This is a genomic window from Mameliella sp. CS4, assembly GCF_019392335.1.
Classification (GTDB): Bacteria; Pseudomonadota; Alphaproteobacteria; order Rhodobacterales; family Rhodobacteraceae; genus Antarctobacter.
The window spans coordinates 15,851-33,226 of sequence record NZ_JAHXRQ010000018.1 but is presented as its reverse complement, the minus strand read 5'-3'; the positions used below and the strand labels follow the sequence as shown (position 1 = coordinate 33,226).

The following is a 17,376-nucleotide window of genomic DNA, read 5'->3' as shown; positions in this document are numbered from 1 at the left end:
GGCGCGGTGTCATGCTTGCCTTGGACAAGCGCGGGTATTCCCCACCTTGTTCACGCCCCCCAAGCCATCATAATCATCGCAAGATGGACTCTCTATGCCCGTGAGGGGACGATGACACAGCTTACCCGTTTCGTATTCCTGGCTTTTCTTGCAAGCCTGACAGCCGTCCCGGCGCCGGGCCGGGCGCAGGACATCAGCCGGGTGATCGCACTGGACGCGCTGGCCGGAACCGATCCGTTCCAGGCCCTGCAACAGGTCGATATCGCGCTGAGAGATCCGCTTGTCCTGGGCACGCCGCCCAAGATGCGTATCCTGGTCGACCTGATGCAGCTTCGGGCCGACCTGCTGGACGGGCTGGGCTATGTTCAGGCCGCCGATGCCTGGGCCGATCTGGCCCGCACCCGTGCCTTTGCCCGGACCGAACTGGGCGAGGACCCGGTGCCCGCCTTCCTCAAGGCCGCCGACATTTATGAGTCGCAGGGCGCCATCGGCTCGGCCCGCACAATGATCGAAGCCGCGATTACCGCCGAGGAAGAAACCGGCCGCGGCGATGCGGTGCTGCGCGACCTTTATGCCGAACTCATCCGCCTGGCCGAACTGATGGGAGATGACGCCGCCGCCGACCGGGCCCGCGCCGCATTCGAAGCGCTGGCCTCGCCGTCGCTCGAGACATCTTTTGCCGGCGACGACGACGGGTTCCACGCGGTCGATGTCTACTATGCCACCGACCGCGCCCGCAGCGGCGATTCGCATCCCGCCCGCTTTTACGGTGGTGAACGCGGCGACCGACTGGAACTTGGCATCGCCACGGTCACGATCCCCAGTATCCACGTCGCCGGACAGGTCGAGAAACCCTCGATCTGGCGGCTGGAATTCCGCGCAAACCCGTCCAAGCACATCCTGCTGAAATCGGTCGAGCCAGTCGATCCCGACAGCTTTTACGGACGTCTGCAGGACGAATTTCAGGAAGACGGCCAGCGCGACCTTCTGGTCTTTATCCACGGCTACAACACCAGTTTCGAATATGCCGCCCAGCGCACCGCCCAGATGGTGCATGACATGGGCGACGGCACCGTTCCGGTGCTCTTCTCCTGGCCGTCGCGCGACACGACCATCGGCTACAACGCCGATGCCGCCGTTGTGCGCCTGTCGGGTCGACGCCTGGCGCGGTTCCTCGAGGACCTCGTGCTGCGCTCCGGCGCTCGCTCGATCAACGTGGTCGCGCATTCGATGGGCAACCGCGCCCTGACCGATGCGCTGGAGATCATGGCCCTGCGCCGCGATGCGCGTCCCGGTGATCAGCCGATCCTCGACCAGGTGATGTTTGCCGCGCCCGACGTGGATGCCGAACTGTTCGGCGCGATGGCGGGCACCTTTGCGCCGCTGGCGCAGCGCATGACGCTTTATGCCTCGTCCACGGACTGGGCGCTGGTGTCCTCGGGCAAGCTGCACGGCTCCGCCCCGCGCGCGGGGCTGGGCGGGGACGTGATCCTCGCGCATCCGGCCTTTGACAGCATCGACATGACCTCGCTGGGCGACGACATGCTGGCGCACAACTATTTTTCGAACGACAGCTCGGCACTGGTCGACATCATGACTCTGTTCTGGCGCGACGTGCCGCCGGAACGCCGCTGCGGGCTGCAGGCGCGCCCCGCGCGCGATGGCACCGTCTGGGAGTACAGAGAAGGGGTCTGTCCCTCGAACGACCTGATCGGCGTGATCTCTTACGCCCAGTCGCGGCACCTGCGCACCAGCAACGAGCTGCGCACCCTCGTCGCCGATCTCCTGTCCGAGGAAAGCCGCGTTGAACGGGTGATGAGCGTGCTTGACCAGATCCTCGACGCGGTTCGCTGATCCGGCAGACATGACAAAAGAAAGGCGGCTGCACCTTCCGGTACAGCCGCCTTTCTTTTTCCGGTTCGGGTGACGCCCCGGAGGCTCAGCTTGGTCCCACCATAAAGCAGGTCATCTGCCGCGCCTGAAGCCTGCGGCAGGCCAGTTCGGCCCCGTCCCGCGTCATCCCCATGAACATCGCGTCGAAGCCGGTCTTGCCACGCACCACCTTGCGCAGCGCATCGTCCAGCGTTGCGGTTTCCGTGAGCCCGGTCTTCAACAGCATCTTCTGCGCCAGGTATTCGTTCGGGAAACGACCTACGTTGATGCCCCAGTGCCGCCCGCCGGAGGTCGACAGGCGGGTGACGACCTCGGCCTTGCGCGCCGGTGTCGGCGTGTCCTTGAAGCTCAGCGTGGCGGCGGCCGCCGCAACCGACTTGGGCCGCTGCACCGGTTTCTTCGATTCCGCCGGGGCCGAGACATCGGCGACATCGGCCACGACAACCACACCCGGATCGTCAGGCGCGGGATCCGGCGCGGTGTCAGAGGCCAGCACGATCTCCTGCAATTCGCGTTCGATATCCTTGCCGACCGAGGCCACCAGTGGCGCCACCAGGTTTGGGTCCACCGTGCTGCCGGGCCGTGCCTTTGGCCGAAGGCTACGAGTGACGGCGGCAGAAGCGACGCGGATCGACTTGGCCCGTGTCCCCGGCGCGGGATCGGACGTGTTTGCGACCACGATACCGCCCGCTCCGGCCCCTTTGCCCAGGTAGGGCGGACGGTCCGGCTTGTGCAATTTTGCCCAGGTCGGGGATTTCTTGAACCCAAGGTCCAGCAGCTCGGCCACCCGCGCATTGCGCGAGGCGGTCGACCGGCCACCAAAGACGGTGGCGATCACCCGTTCGCTGCCGCGTTCCGCCGAAGCCACGAGGTTAAATCCAGCGGCCCGGGTGTACCCCGTCTTGATCCCGTCTGCGCCCCGATAGGAACTCAGCAGCCGCGAGTTGGTGTGGCGGACCTTGCGCACGCCGGCATCTGCGGTCTTGCGCGAGAACAGGTTATAATACTGCGGGTAATCGTAGATCACATGCTGGCCCAGGATCGTCATGTCACGCGCCGTCGACAGGTGCCCGCTTTCGGTCAGGCCGTGCGCGTTCTTGAACGTGGTGCGTGTCATGCCCATCGCCTTGGCCGTGCGGTTCATACGGCGGGCAAAGGCGGCCTCCGATCCCTCGATCGCCTCGGCGATGGCGGTGGCGGCGTCATTGGCGGATTTCACCGCCGCTGCGCGCACCAGATACCGCAGCTTGATCTGCTGACCGGGCCGCAGGCCCAGCTTCGACGGCTCTTCGGCGGCGGCCTTGCGCGACACGGTGATCAGCGTGTCCATCGTCAGTTCGCCGTTCTGCACCGCCTCGAAGGCGATATAGAGCGTCATCATCTTGGTCAGAGAGGCGGGATGCAGGCGGGTATCGGCGTTCTGCGCATGCAAAACCTTGCCGTTGCGTGCGTCTATCACCAAGGCTGCATAGGGTGCAGCCGCTACGCTGAGCGGCAACAGAATTATGAGCCACACGAACATGAAGAAATACAGGCCCCAATGGCCTGACTGCCTGCGACGTCCCGTCACGATACACTGCCTTTCTGCCTCGTCCCCCCGATTTTTCGGTTGGGGTTTTTTGCTTTTGCCCCGACCGCATTTTGCGCGGCCGTGGTTAATACAATGCTAACACGAAACGCACTTCAAGAGAAGCGGGCAATGCCCTGATATTCATAGGTTTTTATCATTGTGAAGACGCTAGATGTAGCGGGTCAATACGCATTCAGCCCCTAGACCGTCCATTGGGGCGGGATTGTGGCGAAATATGGCCGAATTGTGGCGACTCGGCGCGCCGCGCTTTCAGCCGATCTCTTCGACAAGGTCGGGCAGGTCGCCCAGATCGGTCAGGGTGCGGAATCGCGGCGCCTCGGGCGGCTCGGCATGTTCCAGCGCCCAGGCCAGGTCATGCGGCACATGCACGCCCCAGGCCCCGGCCTCGATGGCGGGGACGACGTCCGATTTCATCGAGTTGCCCACCATCATGGCCGCCCCGGTACCGCCCGGCAGCGCACCGAAGATGCGCGCATAAGTGTCGGGCTGCTTGTCCGACACGATCTCGACCCCGTCAAAGAGGTCTCCCAGCCCCGACTGTGCCAGCTTGCGTTCCTGGTGCAGCAGATCGCCCTTGGTGATCAGAACCACGCGATGCGTATCGGCCACCGCTTCGACCGCGTCCTGCGCGTGGGGCAAGAGCTCGATCGGGTGGGCCAGCATGTCACGCCCCGCCGCCATCAGGTCCGAGATGACAGAGGCCGGCACCCGCCCCTCCGTCACCTCGATGGCGGTTTCGATCATCGAGAGGACAAAGCCCTTCACCCCGAATCCGTAGTGCCCGATGTTGCGCCGCTCTGCCGCGACCAGACGTTCGGCCAGGTGATCCTTTTCTGCGTAGTCGCGCAGCAGGTCGGCGAATCGTTCCTGAGTCAGCACGAAAAAGCGTTCGTTGTGCCACAGGGTATCGTCCGCATCGAAACCGATTGTTTGCAGTTTTTTCGGCATCCTGTATGCAGCCGCGAACGGCCCCCTTTTCGCCAACGTCCCCTACCCTATATACAGGGGCCGTAGACGGAAACCCAAAGCGCGATTGCCCTGATGACAGACGCCCACTTCACACGGACGTTCATGATGACCGGCACCCCGCCCGATGACGGCGAGGGTGACGCCGATATCGCCGTGAAGACCAAGCCCAGGACCAAGCGCCCTCCTCTCTACAAGGTGCTGCTCCTGAATGATGACTACACGCCGATGGAATTCGTCGTGCATGTGCTGGAGCGGTTCTTCGGCATGACGCATGCGCAGGCTTTCGAGGTCATGTTGACCGTCCACAAGAAAGGTGTCGCCGTGGTCGGCGTCTTCAGCCACGAGATCGCGGAAACCAAGGTGGGACAGGTGATGGACTTTGCCCGTCGCCACCAGCATCCCCTGCAGTGCACCATGGAGAAGGAATAGGCGCCCGCGCCCGTCCGTCCCATGTCCACCGATCGCCTCTCCTTCGCCCTCGCCTCCGGCGGCCTTTCCCTGCCTGACGACGGGCGCATCGCCCTTGTCGGTGCACCGGGCGATACCGCACTCGACGGGCTGGACCCGGCCCGCGTCGAGGTCATCCAGACCTTCTTTCCCGATCACGCCGCCTGGCAGCAGCGGGGCATCACCGTCCGGACCACGGCTGACGGCCCTTATGCCGCAGTCGTTGTCACCCTGCCCCGCGCCCGCGACCTGGCCGAGGACCGGATCGCCCGGGCCAGCGCGCTGGCGCCCGGCGGGCTGGTGGTGGTGAACGGCGCCAAGACCGACGGGATCGAGGCTGTGGCCAAGGCCCTGCGCGGCCGCGTGACGCTGCAAGGCCAGGTGTCCAAGGCGCATGGCAAATGCCTCTGGCTCGAGGGCGGCGCCGATCTTTCTGACTGGCGGCACGACCCGGCCCGCCTGCCCTCGGGCGACCTGACCGCGCCGGGCGTCTTTTCCGCCGATGGTCCCGATCCCGCCAGCGAGGCATTGGCAAAGGCCCTGCCCGCGACGCTCAAGGGACGCTTTGCCGATCTTGGCGCCGGCTGGGGCTGGCTCTCGCGCCAGATCCTGACCCATGAAGCCATCACGGAGCTGCATCTGGTCGAGGCCGAGAAGACCGCCCTCGACTGCGCGCGCGAAAACGTCACCGATCCGCGTGCGCAATTCCACTGGGCCGATGCAACGGACTGGACGCCCCCCAGCGCGCTGGACGGCGTCATCATGAACCCGCCCTTTCACCAGGGCCGCAAGGCGGACCCGGACATCGGCCGCGCCTTCATCACCTCCGCCGCACGCATCCTTGCCCCGCACGGACGGCTCTGGCTGGTGGCCAACCGCCACCTACCCTACGAGGCCACATTGGCCGAGACCTTCCGTGAGACCACGGAAATTGGCGGCGACAATCGGTTCAAGATCCTTCAGGCCGCCCGCCCCTCTCGTCATCGGCGCTGAACCCGGCTAGCTTGACCGGACAATCCTCACGAGGCCCCCATGAGTTTCTCCATCGAAGGCAAGACCGCGATCGTGACCGGCGCCGCCAATGGCGTGGGCCTGGCCATCGCACGGCATTTTGCCAACAAGGGCGCCAACGTCATGCTCGCCGACATGGACGAGCCGCAGCTGGCCAAGGAATGCAAGGGATCCGACGACGACAGCGCGATCCGCTATTTCGCGGGCGACCTGCGCGAGCGCCTGACGATGGCGAATCTGCTCTCTGCCACGCTGGACGCCTTTGACCGGGTGGATATCCTGATCAACGGCTCACGCCAGTTGCTGACCTCCGATCCGCTGGACCTGGAGGATGACACGATGGAAACGCTGCTGTCGCAGAACCTGACCACGGCCTACCGCATGACCCAGCTGGTCGCCCGGCGCATGATAAAGCAGGCGGCGGGACAGGAAGAAGGACAGGTGGGCGCTATCGTCAACCTCTCGTCCATCGCCGCGCGCCGCACCCATCCCGAACTGTTGGGCTATTCCGTGTCCTGCGCCGCGCTGGACCAGATGACCCGGTCCATGGCGGTGGCGCTGGCACCGCACCGTATCCGCGTGAATGCCGTGGCCTTTGGCTCTGTCATGTCCTCCAGCCTCAAGGACACCCTGCGCGAGCACAAGAGCTATCGCTCTGACATCGAGGACCACACGCCGCTTGGCCGCATCGCCGCCCCGCGAGAGCTGGCGGAGTCGGTCCAGTTCCTGTCCTGCGAGGGCGCGGGCTTTGTCACCGGCCAGATCATGACGGTCGACGGCGGACGCACCCTGCTGGACCCGGTGGCTGCCCCCGCGCACTGACGCTTGTCGCACGCGCGCCTCTGACCTAGACATCCCTGAAAAGGGAGAGCACCGCATGATGGACACCGAAAAGGACCGCGCCAGCAGCTGGTTCCGCCAGTTGCGCGACAAGATCGTTGCCGCTTTCGAAGGGCTGGAGGACAGCCATGCCACAGGCCCTTTCTCCGACGCCCTCCCGGGACGGTTCGAGGTGACAGAAACAAAGCGCGCTTCCGACGACGGCTCTGACGCGGGCGGCGGGCTGATGAGCGTCATGCGCGGCGGTCGTGTCTTTGAAAAGGTCGGCGTGAACGTTTCGACCGTCTACGGCACCCTTGGCGAGGCCGCGCAAAAGGCGATGGCGGCGCGCGGCGTGCCGGGCATGGACACGGACCCGCGTTTCTGGGCTTCGGGCATCTCCCTTGTCGCCCACATGCAGAACCCGCATTGTCCCGCGGTTCACATGAATACCCGGATGTTCTGGACGCCGGGCGCCTGGTGGTTCGGCGGTGGATCGGACCTGAACCCCTGTATCGAATACGACGAGGATACAGCCCATTTCCACGCCACGCAGAAGGCGCATCTGGATCCGCATGGCGATACGCTCTACCCCGAGCTGAAGGCCTGGGCGGACGAGTATTTCTACATCCCCCACCGCCACCGCGCGCGGGGTGTCGGCGGCATCTTCATGGACGACCGCAACACCGGCGATTGGGAGGCGGATTTCGCCCTGACGCAGGACATCGGCCGCGCCTTCCTGCCCGCCTACCTGCCGCTGGTCGAAAAGCGGCGCGTGCAGGATTGCACCGAGGATGACAAGGACACCCAGTTGATCCATCGCGGTCTCTATGCCGAATACAACCTGGTCTACGACCGGGGCACCAAATTCGGACTGGCCACCGGCCATGATGCCAACGCGGTGCTGATGAGTCTGCCACCACTGGCAAAGTGGGTCTGAGCGCGGGACGGCGGTGAGCGGTTTCGACCTCGATCTTTACTTGGACCGGTTGGGGATCGACCCCGTGCCGGTCACTGCGCAGGGTCTGGCCCGCCTGCAATCGGCTCAGATCCGGCGCATCCCCTTCGAGGACATCGATCCCTTCCTGGGGATCGCCCCCAGCGTGGGGTCAGAGCAGGTCACCGACAAGATCCTGCATCGGGGACGCGGCGGGTATTGCTTTGAACAGAACCGGCTGTTTCAGGATGCCTTGCAGGCGCTGGGTTTCGACGTGACACGGCGCCTGGCTCGGGTTCGCAAGGGCGCGGCACGGGGTGGCGCGCGGACACATCTGCTGCTGATCTGCCGGATCGAGGGCACAGACTACCTCGCCGACGCCGGGTTTGGCGGGCCGACACCGCTGGAGCCCCTGCCTCTGCGCATGGATACTCCGCAGGAGGCTACAAACGGCCATTACATCCTGCGTGACGATCCCGAAACTGGCGAGCGGGTACTTTTGCTGCGCAACCCCGGGGAAGAGTTTGCGCTGTATGGATTCGATGACGCCCATGTCAGTGACAGCGACATCGAAGCCGGGAACTTTCTCTGCACGCACTGGCCGCAGGCGCCCTTTCCGCATCACCTCATGGTCAAGGGCTACGATGGGGATACCCCCTTGGGCCTGATGGATCGACAGGTGAACGAGGCGGGCGAGAAACGCCTGCTGACCAGCGCAGAGGCTCTGCACCATGCCCTGTGCGTCAGACTTGGCCTCGTGCTGCCGGATGCCACGGTGCAGGCCGTCTGGGACCGCATCACGACGCTGGAAAACGCGCCGTAGGGCGGGGTTCACCCCGCCACTCCCTTATTGTCCTGCCACCACACTGGGGCTTGTCCGCGCAAGGTCAGCTCTCACGCCTCGCGCCAACCTCCCGGCGCGATTCCTTCCAGCGTCCAGTCCCCGACCGACCAGCGCACCAATCGAAGGCAGGGCAGACCGACATGTGCGCTCATGCGCCGCACCTGCCGATTGCGCCCCTCGGTAATGGTCAGGCGCAGCCAGGCATCCGGCACCGTCTTGCGGAACCGCACCGGCGGGTCGCGCGGCCAGAGGTCCGGCGCCTCGATCTGATCGCAGCGCGCAGGCCGCGTCGGTCCGTCCTTCAGCGTCACGCCCTTGCGCAGGGCCTCAAGCTGTTCCGGGGAAGGATCCCCCTCGACCTGCACGAGGTAGGTCTTGGGCCGCTTGAACTTCGGGCTGGCGATCTGCGCCTGCAGCCGCCCGTCATCGGTCAGCACCATCAGCCCCTCGCTGTCCCTGTCCAGTCGACCCGCCGGATAGACCCCCGGCACGTCGATGAAATTCGAAAGTGTTGCGCGCGGCGTGTCCGCGTTGCCCTTGTCGGTGAACTGCGAGAGCACACCGAAGGGTTTGTTGAACAGGATCACCCTGGTCATGCCGTCACCTCCGCGCCGCAAAGAATTCCCGCAGCAACTCCGCTGCCGCGTCCCCGCCGATGCCGTCATATATCTCGGGCACATGATGGCACTGCGGATGGGCAAACACCCGCGGTCCCTGCGCCACGCCACCGGATTTCGGATCTGACGCGCCGTAGTACAGCCGCCGGATGCGGGCGAACCCGATGGCCGCGGCGCACATCGGGCACGGCTCCAGCGTGACGTAAAGATCATGTTCCGGAAGCCGCTCGGACCCCAGCATCGAACAGCCCGCGCGGATCGCCAGCACCTCGGCATGGGCGGTGGGATCGTTGAGCTCGCGGGTGCGGTTGCCAGCCTGTGCGATGACCTCGCCCGAAGGCGCGACCAGCACGGCGCCCACCGGCACCTCGCCGCGCCCTGCGGCGGCCCGGGCCTCTTCCAGGGCAAGATCCATATGGCTGCGAAAGATCATGTCACCTGTTAGCCCGACCGGAGGATGGGGGAAAGGCGCTTGCAAGCGCCTTTCAAGGGCCTTCGAAGGCCCTTTCGCCCGGCCCCGCTGCCGCGCTAAAGGACGTGGATGGAAAACAAGACCCCACCCGGAGAGCGAATCGCCAAGGTCATCGCCCGCGCAGGCCGCGCCAGCCGGCGCGAGGCCGAACGCATGATCGTCGAGGGCCGCGTCACCGTGAACGGCGAAGTAATCGACCGCGCGGCACTGAACGTCACCGATGCAGACAAGGTCACCGTCGACGGCACGCCGCTGGAGGCCCCCGAGGCCGCCCGGCTCTGGCTCTATCACAAGCCGACCGGGCTGGTGACGACAACGCGTGACGAGCAGGGGCGGCCCACGATCTACGACGACCTGCCCGACGACCTGCCCCGCGTCATGAGCGTCGGGCGGCTCGACCTCAACTCCGAGGGGTTGCTGCTGCTGACCAATGACGGGGGGATCAAGCGCAAGCTGGAACTGCCTTCGACTGGCTGGCTGCGCAAGTATCGCGTCCGCGTCAACGGCCGCCCGACGGACGAGGTGCTGAAACCCCTGCGCGAGGGCATCGAGGTCGAGGGACAGAAGTTCCAGCCGATGCAGGTCAGCCTCGACCGCCAGCAAGGCGCCAACGCCTGGCTGACCGTGGGCCTGCGCGAGGGCAAGAACCGCGAGGTCCGCCGCGCCATGACGGACATCGGCCTGACCGTGAACCGCTTGATCCGGGTGTCTTACGGACCGTTCCAGCTGGGCCAGATGAAACCCGGCGAGGTGCAGGAGGTCCGCCGCAAGATCCTGCGCGATCAATTGGGGCTGGAGCCCGAGCCGGTGGGCACCGCCAAACCCGCAAAACCGGGAAAGCCCGGCAAACCTGGGCACCCCGGCAAACGGCAGGTCCAGCGCCGCCGCAAGGATCCGAAAAAGGGTTAACGACGGCGCCCGCTGCGGCCCTTGCTTCATCCTTCGTTAACTTTTCTTTATTTTTCCCGGCGCTTGCCCCGATTTCGCCCCGTTTCGCACGAATGTTGTCCTCATGGTGACAACATTCATAGCCCTTTCGATTCTGCTGGCCTCCGCCCTTCTGGTGGTGGGGAACCTGCGCATGGTCGCGGTGGACACCTTCGACGCGGTGGCCACCTATACCCGTCGCGCACGAAAGAACGGGCAGTTGATCCGACATATCGCCTATTTCGCACTCTGGCTGATGATCTTCATCATGAGCTACACCTGAGGAGGCACCGAGGCGGATGGACCATATCCACGACACCGCGGAGATCGCGCCGGACACGGCCCCCGATGGACTGGCTGTTGCCCGTACTCAGATCGAGTCCGGGCTGAACTTCCTCTTCCTCGCCGCCTTTCCCCTGCTCTTGTGGGTGTTTCAGGACTCCTTTGCCGGGATCGCGACAGCGATTGCCCTTCTCTGGGTCTATTCACTGGCCCTGCGCCTGATCGCCGCCGGACAACAGATTCACCATGATTACGACCATGCCGACGTTGCGCGCGCCCCGAGGGTCCCGCGCAAGGTGATTGGTGCCATCCTGATCGGCCTCGTTGTCCTGGTTCTTGCCGGGCACAAGTACGACAACCTATGGATTCCGGGACTGACCGGGGTGTTGGCCACGGGCCTCGCCCTCGCGGCCTTCGGCGCGGACCCCATGCGCGACAAGGGGTCGGAACGGGCCCGTCGCCAGGCGACCCTGGACAGTGTAGAGACATCCCTGGCCTCACTGACCGATCGCGTTGCCGCGCTGGACGACGCCACCCTGACACTCAAGATCGAGGCCGCCCGGCGGCTGGTACTCGGCCCGATGCGGCGGGTTTCCGGAAACCCGGGAACCGTCGAGCGGTTGGACCGGCCCGCCCGCAGGGTCGTCGAGATCATGGAACATGAAATCGATCGGCTTGAGGCCGCTTGGAACGCGCAGGGCCATGTCTTTGCCCGGCGGCGGTTTCTTGCCAAGCTCGATGTCATGACCGACAGCTTTGAAACCTTTGCCATGCAGAACGGCATTCGGGGCTCTCGCGATGCATTTGAACGGCAAGCCGACAAGCTGATCGACAGGATGCCCCGCGAATCCGCCGCCTGAGCCGACAGGGCAGGACTTCCCCCTAGCAAGCGCAGCATTTTGCCCTTAAGTTCCGCCTTGGAAAGGCGCGATAAATGCGCCGACACCCGGGGAGTGCGATGTCTGAAAACGCCTTGCAGAAGGTGAGCTATGTCCTGCTGATCGTGCTGCTTTTCGGAGTGGCAACCGGCTGGCTGGGAGGGCTGTGACCGCATGGCCCGCAAGTTCGGCGGAAAATTCAGCCCCGACGGATCGTCCGACGGCCCTGACGACCGGCCGCACGAGGACCGCCCCGCCTACCACGGCGCCCGGGTCTCGCCCGCGGGCGCGCGGTCGAATGTCCTGTTCATTCCCGGCGTGGTTCTGGCAATCCTGGCGATCAATGATGGCGCCATCGGCATGGCCGCGGGCCTTGCGGGCGCGGCGGCACTGCTGCTGGGTGCCTGGCTCCTGCGCGACGGGCTCATCGCCGAATCCGCTTACCACGAACGCAAGATCGCGCGCCGCCCGGCCATCCCGCGCAAGATTTTCGCCGCCGTCCTTTGTGGCATCGGCGCAGGTATCGCCGCTTGGCGGTCGGAACCCGGTTTGATCGCGCCACTGATCTTCGGCGGTGCCGCTGGCGTGCTGCACATCGGCGCCTTTGGCATCGACCCGCTCAAGGACAAGGGGATGGAGGGGATCGACACCTTCACCCAGGACCGGGTCGCCAAGGTGGTGGACGAGGCTGAAAACTACCTGAACGCCATGACCGACGCGGTGAAACGCGCCGGAGACCGCCAGGTCGAGGCGCGGGTGGACCGCTTTACCGTCAAGGCGCGCGAGATGATCCGAACGGTCGAGGAAGACCCCCGCGACCTGATCGGTGCCCGCAAGTTCCTGGGCGTCTACCTGATGGGCGCGCGCGATGCGACGGTGAAATTCGCGGACATCTATTCCCGCCAGCAGGACCGCGATGCCCGCAGCGATTACATGATGCTGCTGACCGATCTCGAAGAAAGTTTCGACAAGAAGATCGACAAGCTGCTGGCGGACAACAACGAAGACTTGAACGTGGAAATCGAGGTGCTGCGCGACCGCCTGCAACGCGAAGGCGTCCACCTCGAACCAAGATGAATTTATTGAACGGGGGATCCCATGTCTGAAAACACACGTCAGGAAGCCGAAAAGACCGTCGCTTTGGTCGACGAGGTCAACGCCGTCGTTCTGCCCGAACCGGTCGAGGCGAATGCCGTTGTACCGCTCAAGGATGCACCCGCAGAGGTCAGCGGTGAGATCCGTTCGCGGATGGACGAACTGGACATGGCGGATACCAATTCCATCGTCTCCTTCGGCTCCGCCGCCCAGGCCGAGCTGCAGGAAATCAGCCAGGCCATGCTGACCGACGTGCGCAACAAGGACGTGGGCCCGGCAGGCGACAGCTTGCGCAACATCGTCACGACGATCCGCGGTTTCAGCGTGTCCGAGCTGGACGTGCGCCGCGAGCGCAGCTGGTGGGAGAAACTCCTTGGTCGCGCCGCGCCTTTCGCCAAGTTCACCGCCCGTTTCGAGACCGTGCAGGGCCAGATCGACAGGGTCACCGACGACCTGCTGAAGCACGAGCATGTCCTGCTCAAGGATATCAAGTCGCTCGACCTGCTGTATGAAAAGACACTCCAGTTCTACGACGAACTTGCGCTCTACATTTCCGCTGGCGAGGCCAAGATCGAAGAGCTCGACACCCAGACCATCCCCGCCAAGGAGGCCGAGGTAAACGCCGCCGCCGAGAATGACGCGGTGATGATCGCCCAGGAACTGCGCGACCTGCGCGCTGCACGGGACGACCTGGAACGGCGGGTGCATGACCTCAAGCTGACCCGCCAGGTTACGATGCAGTCGCTGCCCTCGATCCGCCTGGTTCAGGAAAACGACAAGTCTCTGGTCACCAAGATCAATTCGACCCTCGTCAACACCGTGCCGCTCTGGGAAACCCAGCTGGCGCAGGCGCTGACGATCCAGCGGTCGAAACAGGCCGCCGCCGCCGTGCGCGACGCCAACGACCTGACCAACGAGCTGCTGACCTCGAACGCCGCCAACCTGCGCGACAGCAACAAGATGATCCGCGAAGAGATGGAACGCGGCGTCTTCGACATCGAAGCGGTCAAGCAGGCCAACGCCGACCTGATCGCCACCATCGAGGACAGCCTGCAGATCGCCGACGAAGGCAAGGCTCGCCGGGCCAAGGCCGAGGAAGAACTGCAGAAGATGGAACACGAACTGCGCGACACGCTCGCCTCCGCCACGTCCCGGCGCGAGGCCGGCGGATCGGTTCCGAGCTGAGGAAGACGATGCAGGGCGGCCTGAAAACAGCACTGGCACTATCGGCTGCCCTGATCTTGTCGGGGTGCGTCGGCTCTGAACTTGCGCCACGCAAGACGGGGGTGAAACCGGCTGCGCGGCCCGCGACGCTGGCCCCCGCCGACAAACCGGCTGCGGACCCCTCGCGCGCCAGCCGTGCCCTGACGCAATACTATGGCCGCGTGCAGAATGACCTGCTGGCGCGCGGCCTCTTGCGCACCGATGGCGGCGGGCCGGACACGGCCTATACCGACACCATGCTGGTACGCAATTTCGCGGCCATCGCGCTCGAAGAGGAATACGAACGCGGCGCCGGCCTGCGGCCCTCTTCCGGCGCGCCCAGTGCGATCAAGAAATGGACGATCCCGGTCCGCATGGCGACGGAATTCGGCCCCGGCGTCCCCAGGGACCAGATCGCCGACTCGCGCGCGCAGGTCGCCTCTTACGCGGCACGCCTGTCGCGGATCACCGGGCATCCGATCTCGATGGTCGACCGCAACCCGAATTACCACGTCCTGTTCATGTCCGAAGACGACGCCGATCTGATCGGGCCGCGCATCCGCGAGATCGTGCCGGACGTGAACCCGACCGCGCTGCGCATCTTCGACAACTTGCCGCGCGGCATCCATTGCGTCGTGGTCGCCTTCTCGCGCAGTCCCGGCGGCTATGACTATGGCACTGCGATTGCCGTCATCCGGTCGGAACACCCGCCGCTCCTGCGCCGGTCCTGCATTCACGAGGAACTGGCCCAGGGCATGGGACTGGGCAATGACAGCCCGCGCGCGCGACCGTCGATCTTCAACGACGACGATGAATTCGCGCTGCTGACGACCCATGACGAAATGCTGCTGAAGATCCTCTACGACCCGCGCCTGAAACCGGGCATGACGGCGGAACAGGCGCTGCCCATCGTCGAGCAAAAGGCAGCACAATTGATGGGCACAAGCGGCCCCAGCTGATTTAGGGAGTGTAACATGGGCATCTGGGATTTCCTGTCGGGACAATTCATCGACGTCATCCACTGGACCGATGACAGCCGCGACACGATGGTCTGGCGGTTCGAACGCGAGGGCCACGAGATCAAGTACGGCGCCAAGCTGACCGTGCGCGAAGGCCAGGCGGCCGTCTTTGTCCACGAGGGCCAGCTGGCGGATGTCTTCACCCCCGGTCTCTACATGCTAGAGACCAACAACATGCCGATCATGACCTCGCTGCAGCACTGGGACCACGCGTTCCAGTCGCCGTTCAAGTCCGAGGTCTATTTCGTCAACACCAACCGTTTCACCAACCTGAAATGGGGCACCAAGAACCCGATCATGCTGCGGGACCCGGAATTCGGGCCGACCCGCATCCGCGCCTTCGGCACCTATTCGATCAAGGTGGCCGATCCCGCGCTCTTCATGACGGAAATCGTCGGCACCGACGGCGAATTCACGATGGACGAGATCAGTTTCCAGATCCGCAACATCATCGTGCAGGAGTTTTCCAAGGACATCGCCGCCAGCGGGATCCCGGTGCTGGACATGGCTGCCAACACGGGCGAAGTCAGTGAGCTGATCCGCAAGGCCATCGACCCGGTGATCCACCAGTACGGGCTGGAACTGGCCGAGCTTTATATCGAGAATATCTCGCTGCCGGAGGCAGTGGAAAAGGCGCTGGACGCGCGCACGTCGCGCGGGATCGCAGGCAATCTCGATGATCACATGAAATGGAAGGCCGCCGAGGCGATGGGACAGGGCGGCGCGATGGACCAGTCGATGGGCATGGGCTTTGGCGCCGGTATGGGGATGCAGATGGCCAACGCGATGGGCCAGCAAGGCCCCTGGGGCGCCGCGCCCCAGCAGCAAGGCCGCCCGCAGCCCGCCGCCGCGCCGATGGCCCCGCCGCCGCCGCCGGTTGAACACGTCTGGCACCTGGCCAAGAACGGGCAGACCTCCGGCCCCTACTCCAAGGCGGACCTGGGCAAGATGGTCGCCAGCGGCGAACTGACCCGCGAAACCCACGCCTGGACGCCAGGCCAGGACGGTTGGAAACGCGCCGGAGAGGTGCCGGAACTGGCGCAGCTCTTTACCGTGATGCCGCCGCCGCCCCCGCCGATGTAAACGCCCGAGGCTCACGCATAACGCAGTCCCGGGCTTGACCCGGGACCTCTTGCGCCCCCGCCTTGCCCCGCGCATCGCGCAGACCAGAGACGAGACCGCCCATGCAGATCGCCATGACCGATTTCGCGCGCCGCAACTGGCAACCGCGCGCCAGCGGCACACTGATCGAGGGTGTCTCACCCGAGGACTTGACCAGGCGCTGCAACGCCGCCTTGGCCGGGGGTGCCGCGCTGGTCGATGGCTATGCGCCCTTCTGCAAGCACCTGTTCCTTGAGAACGACACCGCCACACGTTGCGGATTTGCCCCCATCACTGCGGATAACGCCCACCTGCTGCGCAGCGGATACGCCGCCCGGCGCGAGGGCGAGATGGCGGTCTTGGAACGCTGGTTCGAGGGTGAGGCCCCCGTCGCCCTCTGGCTTGACGTGATCCTCTACAGCCACGCGCAACTGGTGGCCGAGGCCGCCGACTATCCCGAGGAACAGGGCGTTCCCGAGTGTGAATGGGGCGTGGTTTCGATCATCGGCACGCTGGAGCCGGTCGAACCGACGATGCCGCCGATCACCCAATGGCGCAACGCGCTGGGGCGCGCGGCGGGCGGATCGGGCCAGACGCTCGACCCGGTGGCCTATGACACCGCCGTGGCCTTCTGGGACCGCCACGCCGCCGTCAGGCCGCCAAAGAGCACCTGACCGCACCGGCGGCACGATCCTACCGCGTCAGCAGGCTCAGCATCGGCGGAGCAGTACAGGCATCGGCGGGAAAGTCGAAGTCTTCCACGCGGATCGCCGGAAACGGCTCTGCCGGCGCCATCTGGCTCTCAACGATCAGCTTGTTGTCGATGCAGATATCCTGCGCTGCGTTGCCGATGTTGAAGCCGAACCCGCCCTTGCCGCAGTCATTCCCCTCGCCGTTCATGTTCCAGGCCTGCGGCATCCAGATGCCCTGCCCGTCCACCAGGAAAGCCCCGGACACTGGATCGAAATGCAGCCGCCAGCTTGTTTCCTCGTTCAGCATGGTCAGCGCCCAGCGTCCCACCGGTGCGCCCTCCTGGCTGCCCTCGACCACGAAACAGCTCAGATCCTGCGCCAGGACAAAAGGCCCGCTGATGGCCGCGCTGTCGTATTGCAGCGCCCCCTTGACCGCGTACCCGCCGCCGCCCGTCCATTCAAAGGCATAGGTCACGGGCTCTGCCACGGCGACCCCCGCCATCCATACCAGCCCCAGGACCGGGACCAGACGTAGCTTCATTCGATCGCTCCCTTGCCACATGCCGTCACGCTAGCCTT

Annotated in this window: 19 protein-coding genes; 14 read left to right on the top strand and 5 right to left on the bottom strand. The window is 65.0% G+C overall.

All coding sequences use genetic code 11. The features are described 5' to 3' along the window. Positions 1–111: 111 nt before the first annotated feature. The gene (locus KZZ07_RS18960; RefSeq protein ID WP_219516446.1) at positions 112–1,854 is read left to right on the top strand and encodes an alpha/beta hydrolase; all 1,743 of its coding nucleotides are present in this window, start codon (positions 112–114) and stop codon (positions 1,852–1,854) included. 85 nt (positions 1,855–1,939) lie between these two features. Here the strand turns inward: KZZ07_RS18960 and KZZ07_RS18955 are convergent, their stop codons facing one another. Further along, positions 1,940–3,415, bottom strand: a complete 1,476-nt coding sequence (locus KZZ07_RS18955; RefSeq protein ID WP_219516445.1) for a D-alanyl-D-alanine carboxypeptidase family protein — start codon at positions 3,413–3,415, stop codon at positions 1,940–1,942. A 318-nt stretch (positions 3,416–3,733) separates the two neighbouring features. After that, complete coding sequence (locus KZZ07_RS18950; RefSeq protein ID WP_219516444.1) at positions 3,734–4,432, bottom strand: HAD family hydrolase; 699 nt, start codon at positions 4,430–4,432, stop codon at positions 3,734–3,736. A gap of 126 nt (positions 4,433–4,558) precedes the next feature. Between KZZ07_RS18950 and clpS the strand changes: the two genes are divergently transcribed. The 5 genes from clpS to KZZ07_RS18925 are packed head-to-tail and all read left to right on the top strand — an operon-like array spanning position 4,559 to position 8,490. After that, the gene (clpS, locus tag KZZ07_RS18945) at positions 4,559–4,882 is read left to right on the top strand and encodes an ATP-dependent Clp protease adapter ClpS (protein ID WP_219516540.1); all 324 of its coding nucleotides are present in this window, start codon (positions 4,559–4,561) and stop codon (positions 4,880–4,882) included. Between the two features lie 21 nt (positions 4,883–4,903). Continuing rightward, a complete protein-coding gene (locus KZZ07_RS18940) occupies positions 4,904–5,893 on the top strand; it encodes a class I SAM-dependent methyltransferase (RefSeq protein ID WP_219516443.1) in 990 nt (329 codons plus the stop codon). Positions 5,894–5,932: 39 nt separating this feature from the next. Then, positions 5,933–6,733 (top strand): SDR family NAD(P)-dependent oxidoreductase, encoded by an 801-nt coding sequence (locus tag KZZ07_RS18935; RefSeq protein WP_219516442.1) that lies wholly within the window; start codon positions 5,933–5,935, stop codon positions 6,731–6,733. A gap of 55 nt (positions 6,734–6,788) precedes the next feature. Beyond that, positions 6,789–7,670 (top strand): oxygen-dependent coproporphyrinogen oxidase, encoded by an 882-nt coding sequence (gene hemF / locus KZZ07_RS18930; RefSeq protein WP_219516441.1) that lies wholly within the window; start codon positions 6,789–6,791, stop codon positions 7,668–7,670. Between the two features lie 13 nt (positions 7,671–7,683). Then, entirely contained in the window at positions 7,684–8,490 is an 807-nt protein-coding gene (locus KZZ07_RS18925) for an arylamine N-acetyltransferase family protein (protein ID WP_219516440.1), read from the top strand. 71 nt (positions 8,491–8,561) lie between these two features. Here the strand turns inward: KZZ07_RS18925 and KZZ07_RS18920 are convergent, their stop codons facing one another. Both KZZ07_RS18920 and KZZ07_RS18915 read right to left on the bottom strand, forming a co-directional pair. Continuing rightward, entirely contained in the window at positions 8,562–9,107 is a 546-nt protein-coding gene (locus KZZ07_RS18920) for a pseudouridine synthase (protein WP_219516438.1), read from the bottom strand. Between the two features lie 4 nt (positions 9,108–9,111). Further along, the gene (locus KZZ07_RS18915) at positions 9,112–9,561 is read right to left on the bottom strand and encodes a nucleoside deaminase (RefSeq protein WP_219516436.1); all 450 of its coding nucleotides are present in this window, start codon (positions 9,559–9,561) and stop codon (positions 9,112–9,114) included. A 108-nt stretch (positions 9,562–9,669) separates the two neighbouring features. Here KZZ07_RS18915 and KZZ07_RS18910 point away from each other — a divergent pair, with 108 nt between their 5' ends. The 8 genes from KZZ07_RS18910 to KZZ07_RS18875 all read left to right on the top strand — a co-directional run bounded on the left by KZZ07_RS18910 (position 9,670) and on the right by KZZ07_RS18875 (position 16,779). Next, positions 9,670–10,509 (top strand): pseudouridine synthase, encoded by an 840-nt coding sequence (locus tag KZZ07_RS18910; RefSeq protein WP_219516434.1) that lies wholly within the window; start codon positions 9,670–9,672, stop codon positions 10,507–10,509. A 103-nt stretch (positions 10,510–10,612) separates the two neighbouring features. After that, complete coding sequence (locus KZZ07_RS18905; RefSeq protein ID WP_043141026.1) at positions 10,613–10,810, top strand: hypothetical protein; 198 nt, start codon at positions 10,613–10,615, stop codon at positions 10,808–10,810. A 16-nt stretch (positions 10,811–10,826) separates the two neighbouring features. After that, positions 10,827–11,669: a hypothetical protein gene (locus tag KZZ07_RS18900; RefSeq protein ID WP_219516433.1), complete on the top strand. Its 843-nt coding sequence runs from the start codon at positions 10,827–10,829 to the stop codon at positions 11,667–11,669. A 192-nt stretch (positions 11,670–11,861) separates the two neighbouring features. Then, positions 11,862–12,764 (top strand): 5-bromo-4-chloroindolyl phosphate hydrolysis family protein, encoded by a 903-nt coding sequence (locus KZZ07_RS18895; protein WP_219516432.1) that lies wholly within the window; start codon positions 11,862–11,864, stop codon positions 12,762–12,764. Between the two features lie 21 nt (positions 12,765–12,785). After that, positions 12,786–13,967, top strand: a complete 1,182-nt coding sequence (locus tag KZZ07_RS18890; RefSeq protein WP_219516431.1) for a toxic anion resistance protein — start codon at positions 12,786–12,788, stop codon at positions 13,965–13,967. A gap of 8 nt (positions 13,968–13,975) precedes the next feature. Then, positions 13,976–14,944, top strand: a complete 969-nt coding sequence (locus KZZ07_RS18885) for a DUF2927 domain-containing protein (RefSeq protein WP_219516430.1) — start codon at positions 13,976–13,978, stop codon at positions 14,942–14,944. A 15-nt stretch (positions 14,945–14,959) separates the two neighbouring features. Further along, positions 14,960–16,087 (top strand): SPFH domain-containing protein, encoded by a 1,128-nt coding sequence (locus tag KZZ07_RS18880; RefSeq protein WP_219516429.1) that lies wholly within the window; start codon positions 14,960–14,962, stop codon positions 16,085–16,087. Between the two features lie 101 nt (positions 16,088–16,188). Then, positions 16,189–16,779 (top strand): DUF3228 family protein, encoded by a 591-nt coding sequence (locus KZZ07_RS18875; protein ID WP_219516428.1) that lies wholly within the window; start codon positions 16,189–16,191, stop codon positions 16,777–16,779. A gap of 19 nt (positions 16,780–16,798) precedes the next feature. Here KZZ07_RS18875 and KZZ07_RS18870 read toward each other — a convergent pair whose 3' ends face one another. Beyond that, the gene (locus tag KZZ07_RS18870; RefSeq protein ID WP_219516426.1) at positions 16,799–17,338 is read right to left on the bottom strand and encodes a hypothetical protein; all 540 of its coding nucleotides are present in this window, start codon (positions 17,336–17,338) and stop codon (positions 16,799–16,801) included. Positions 17,339–17,376: the final 38 nt, after the last annotated feature.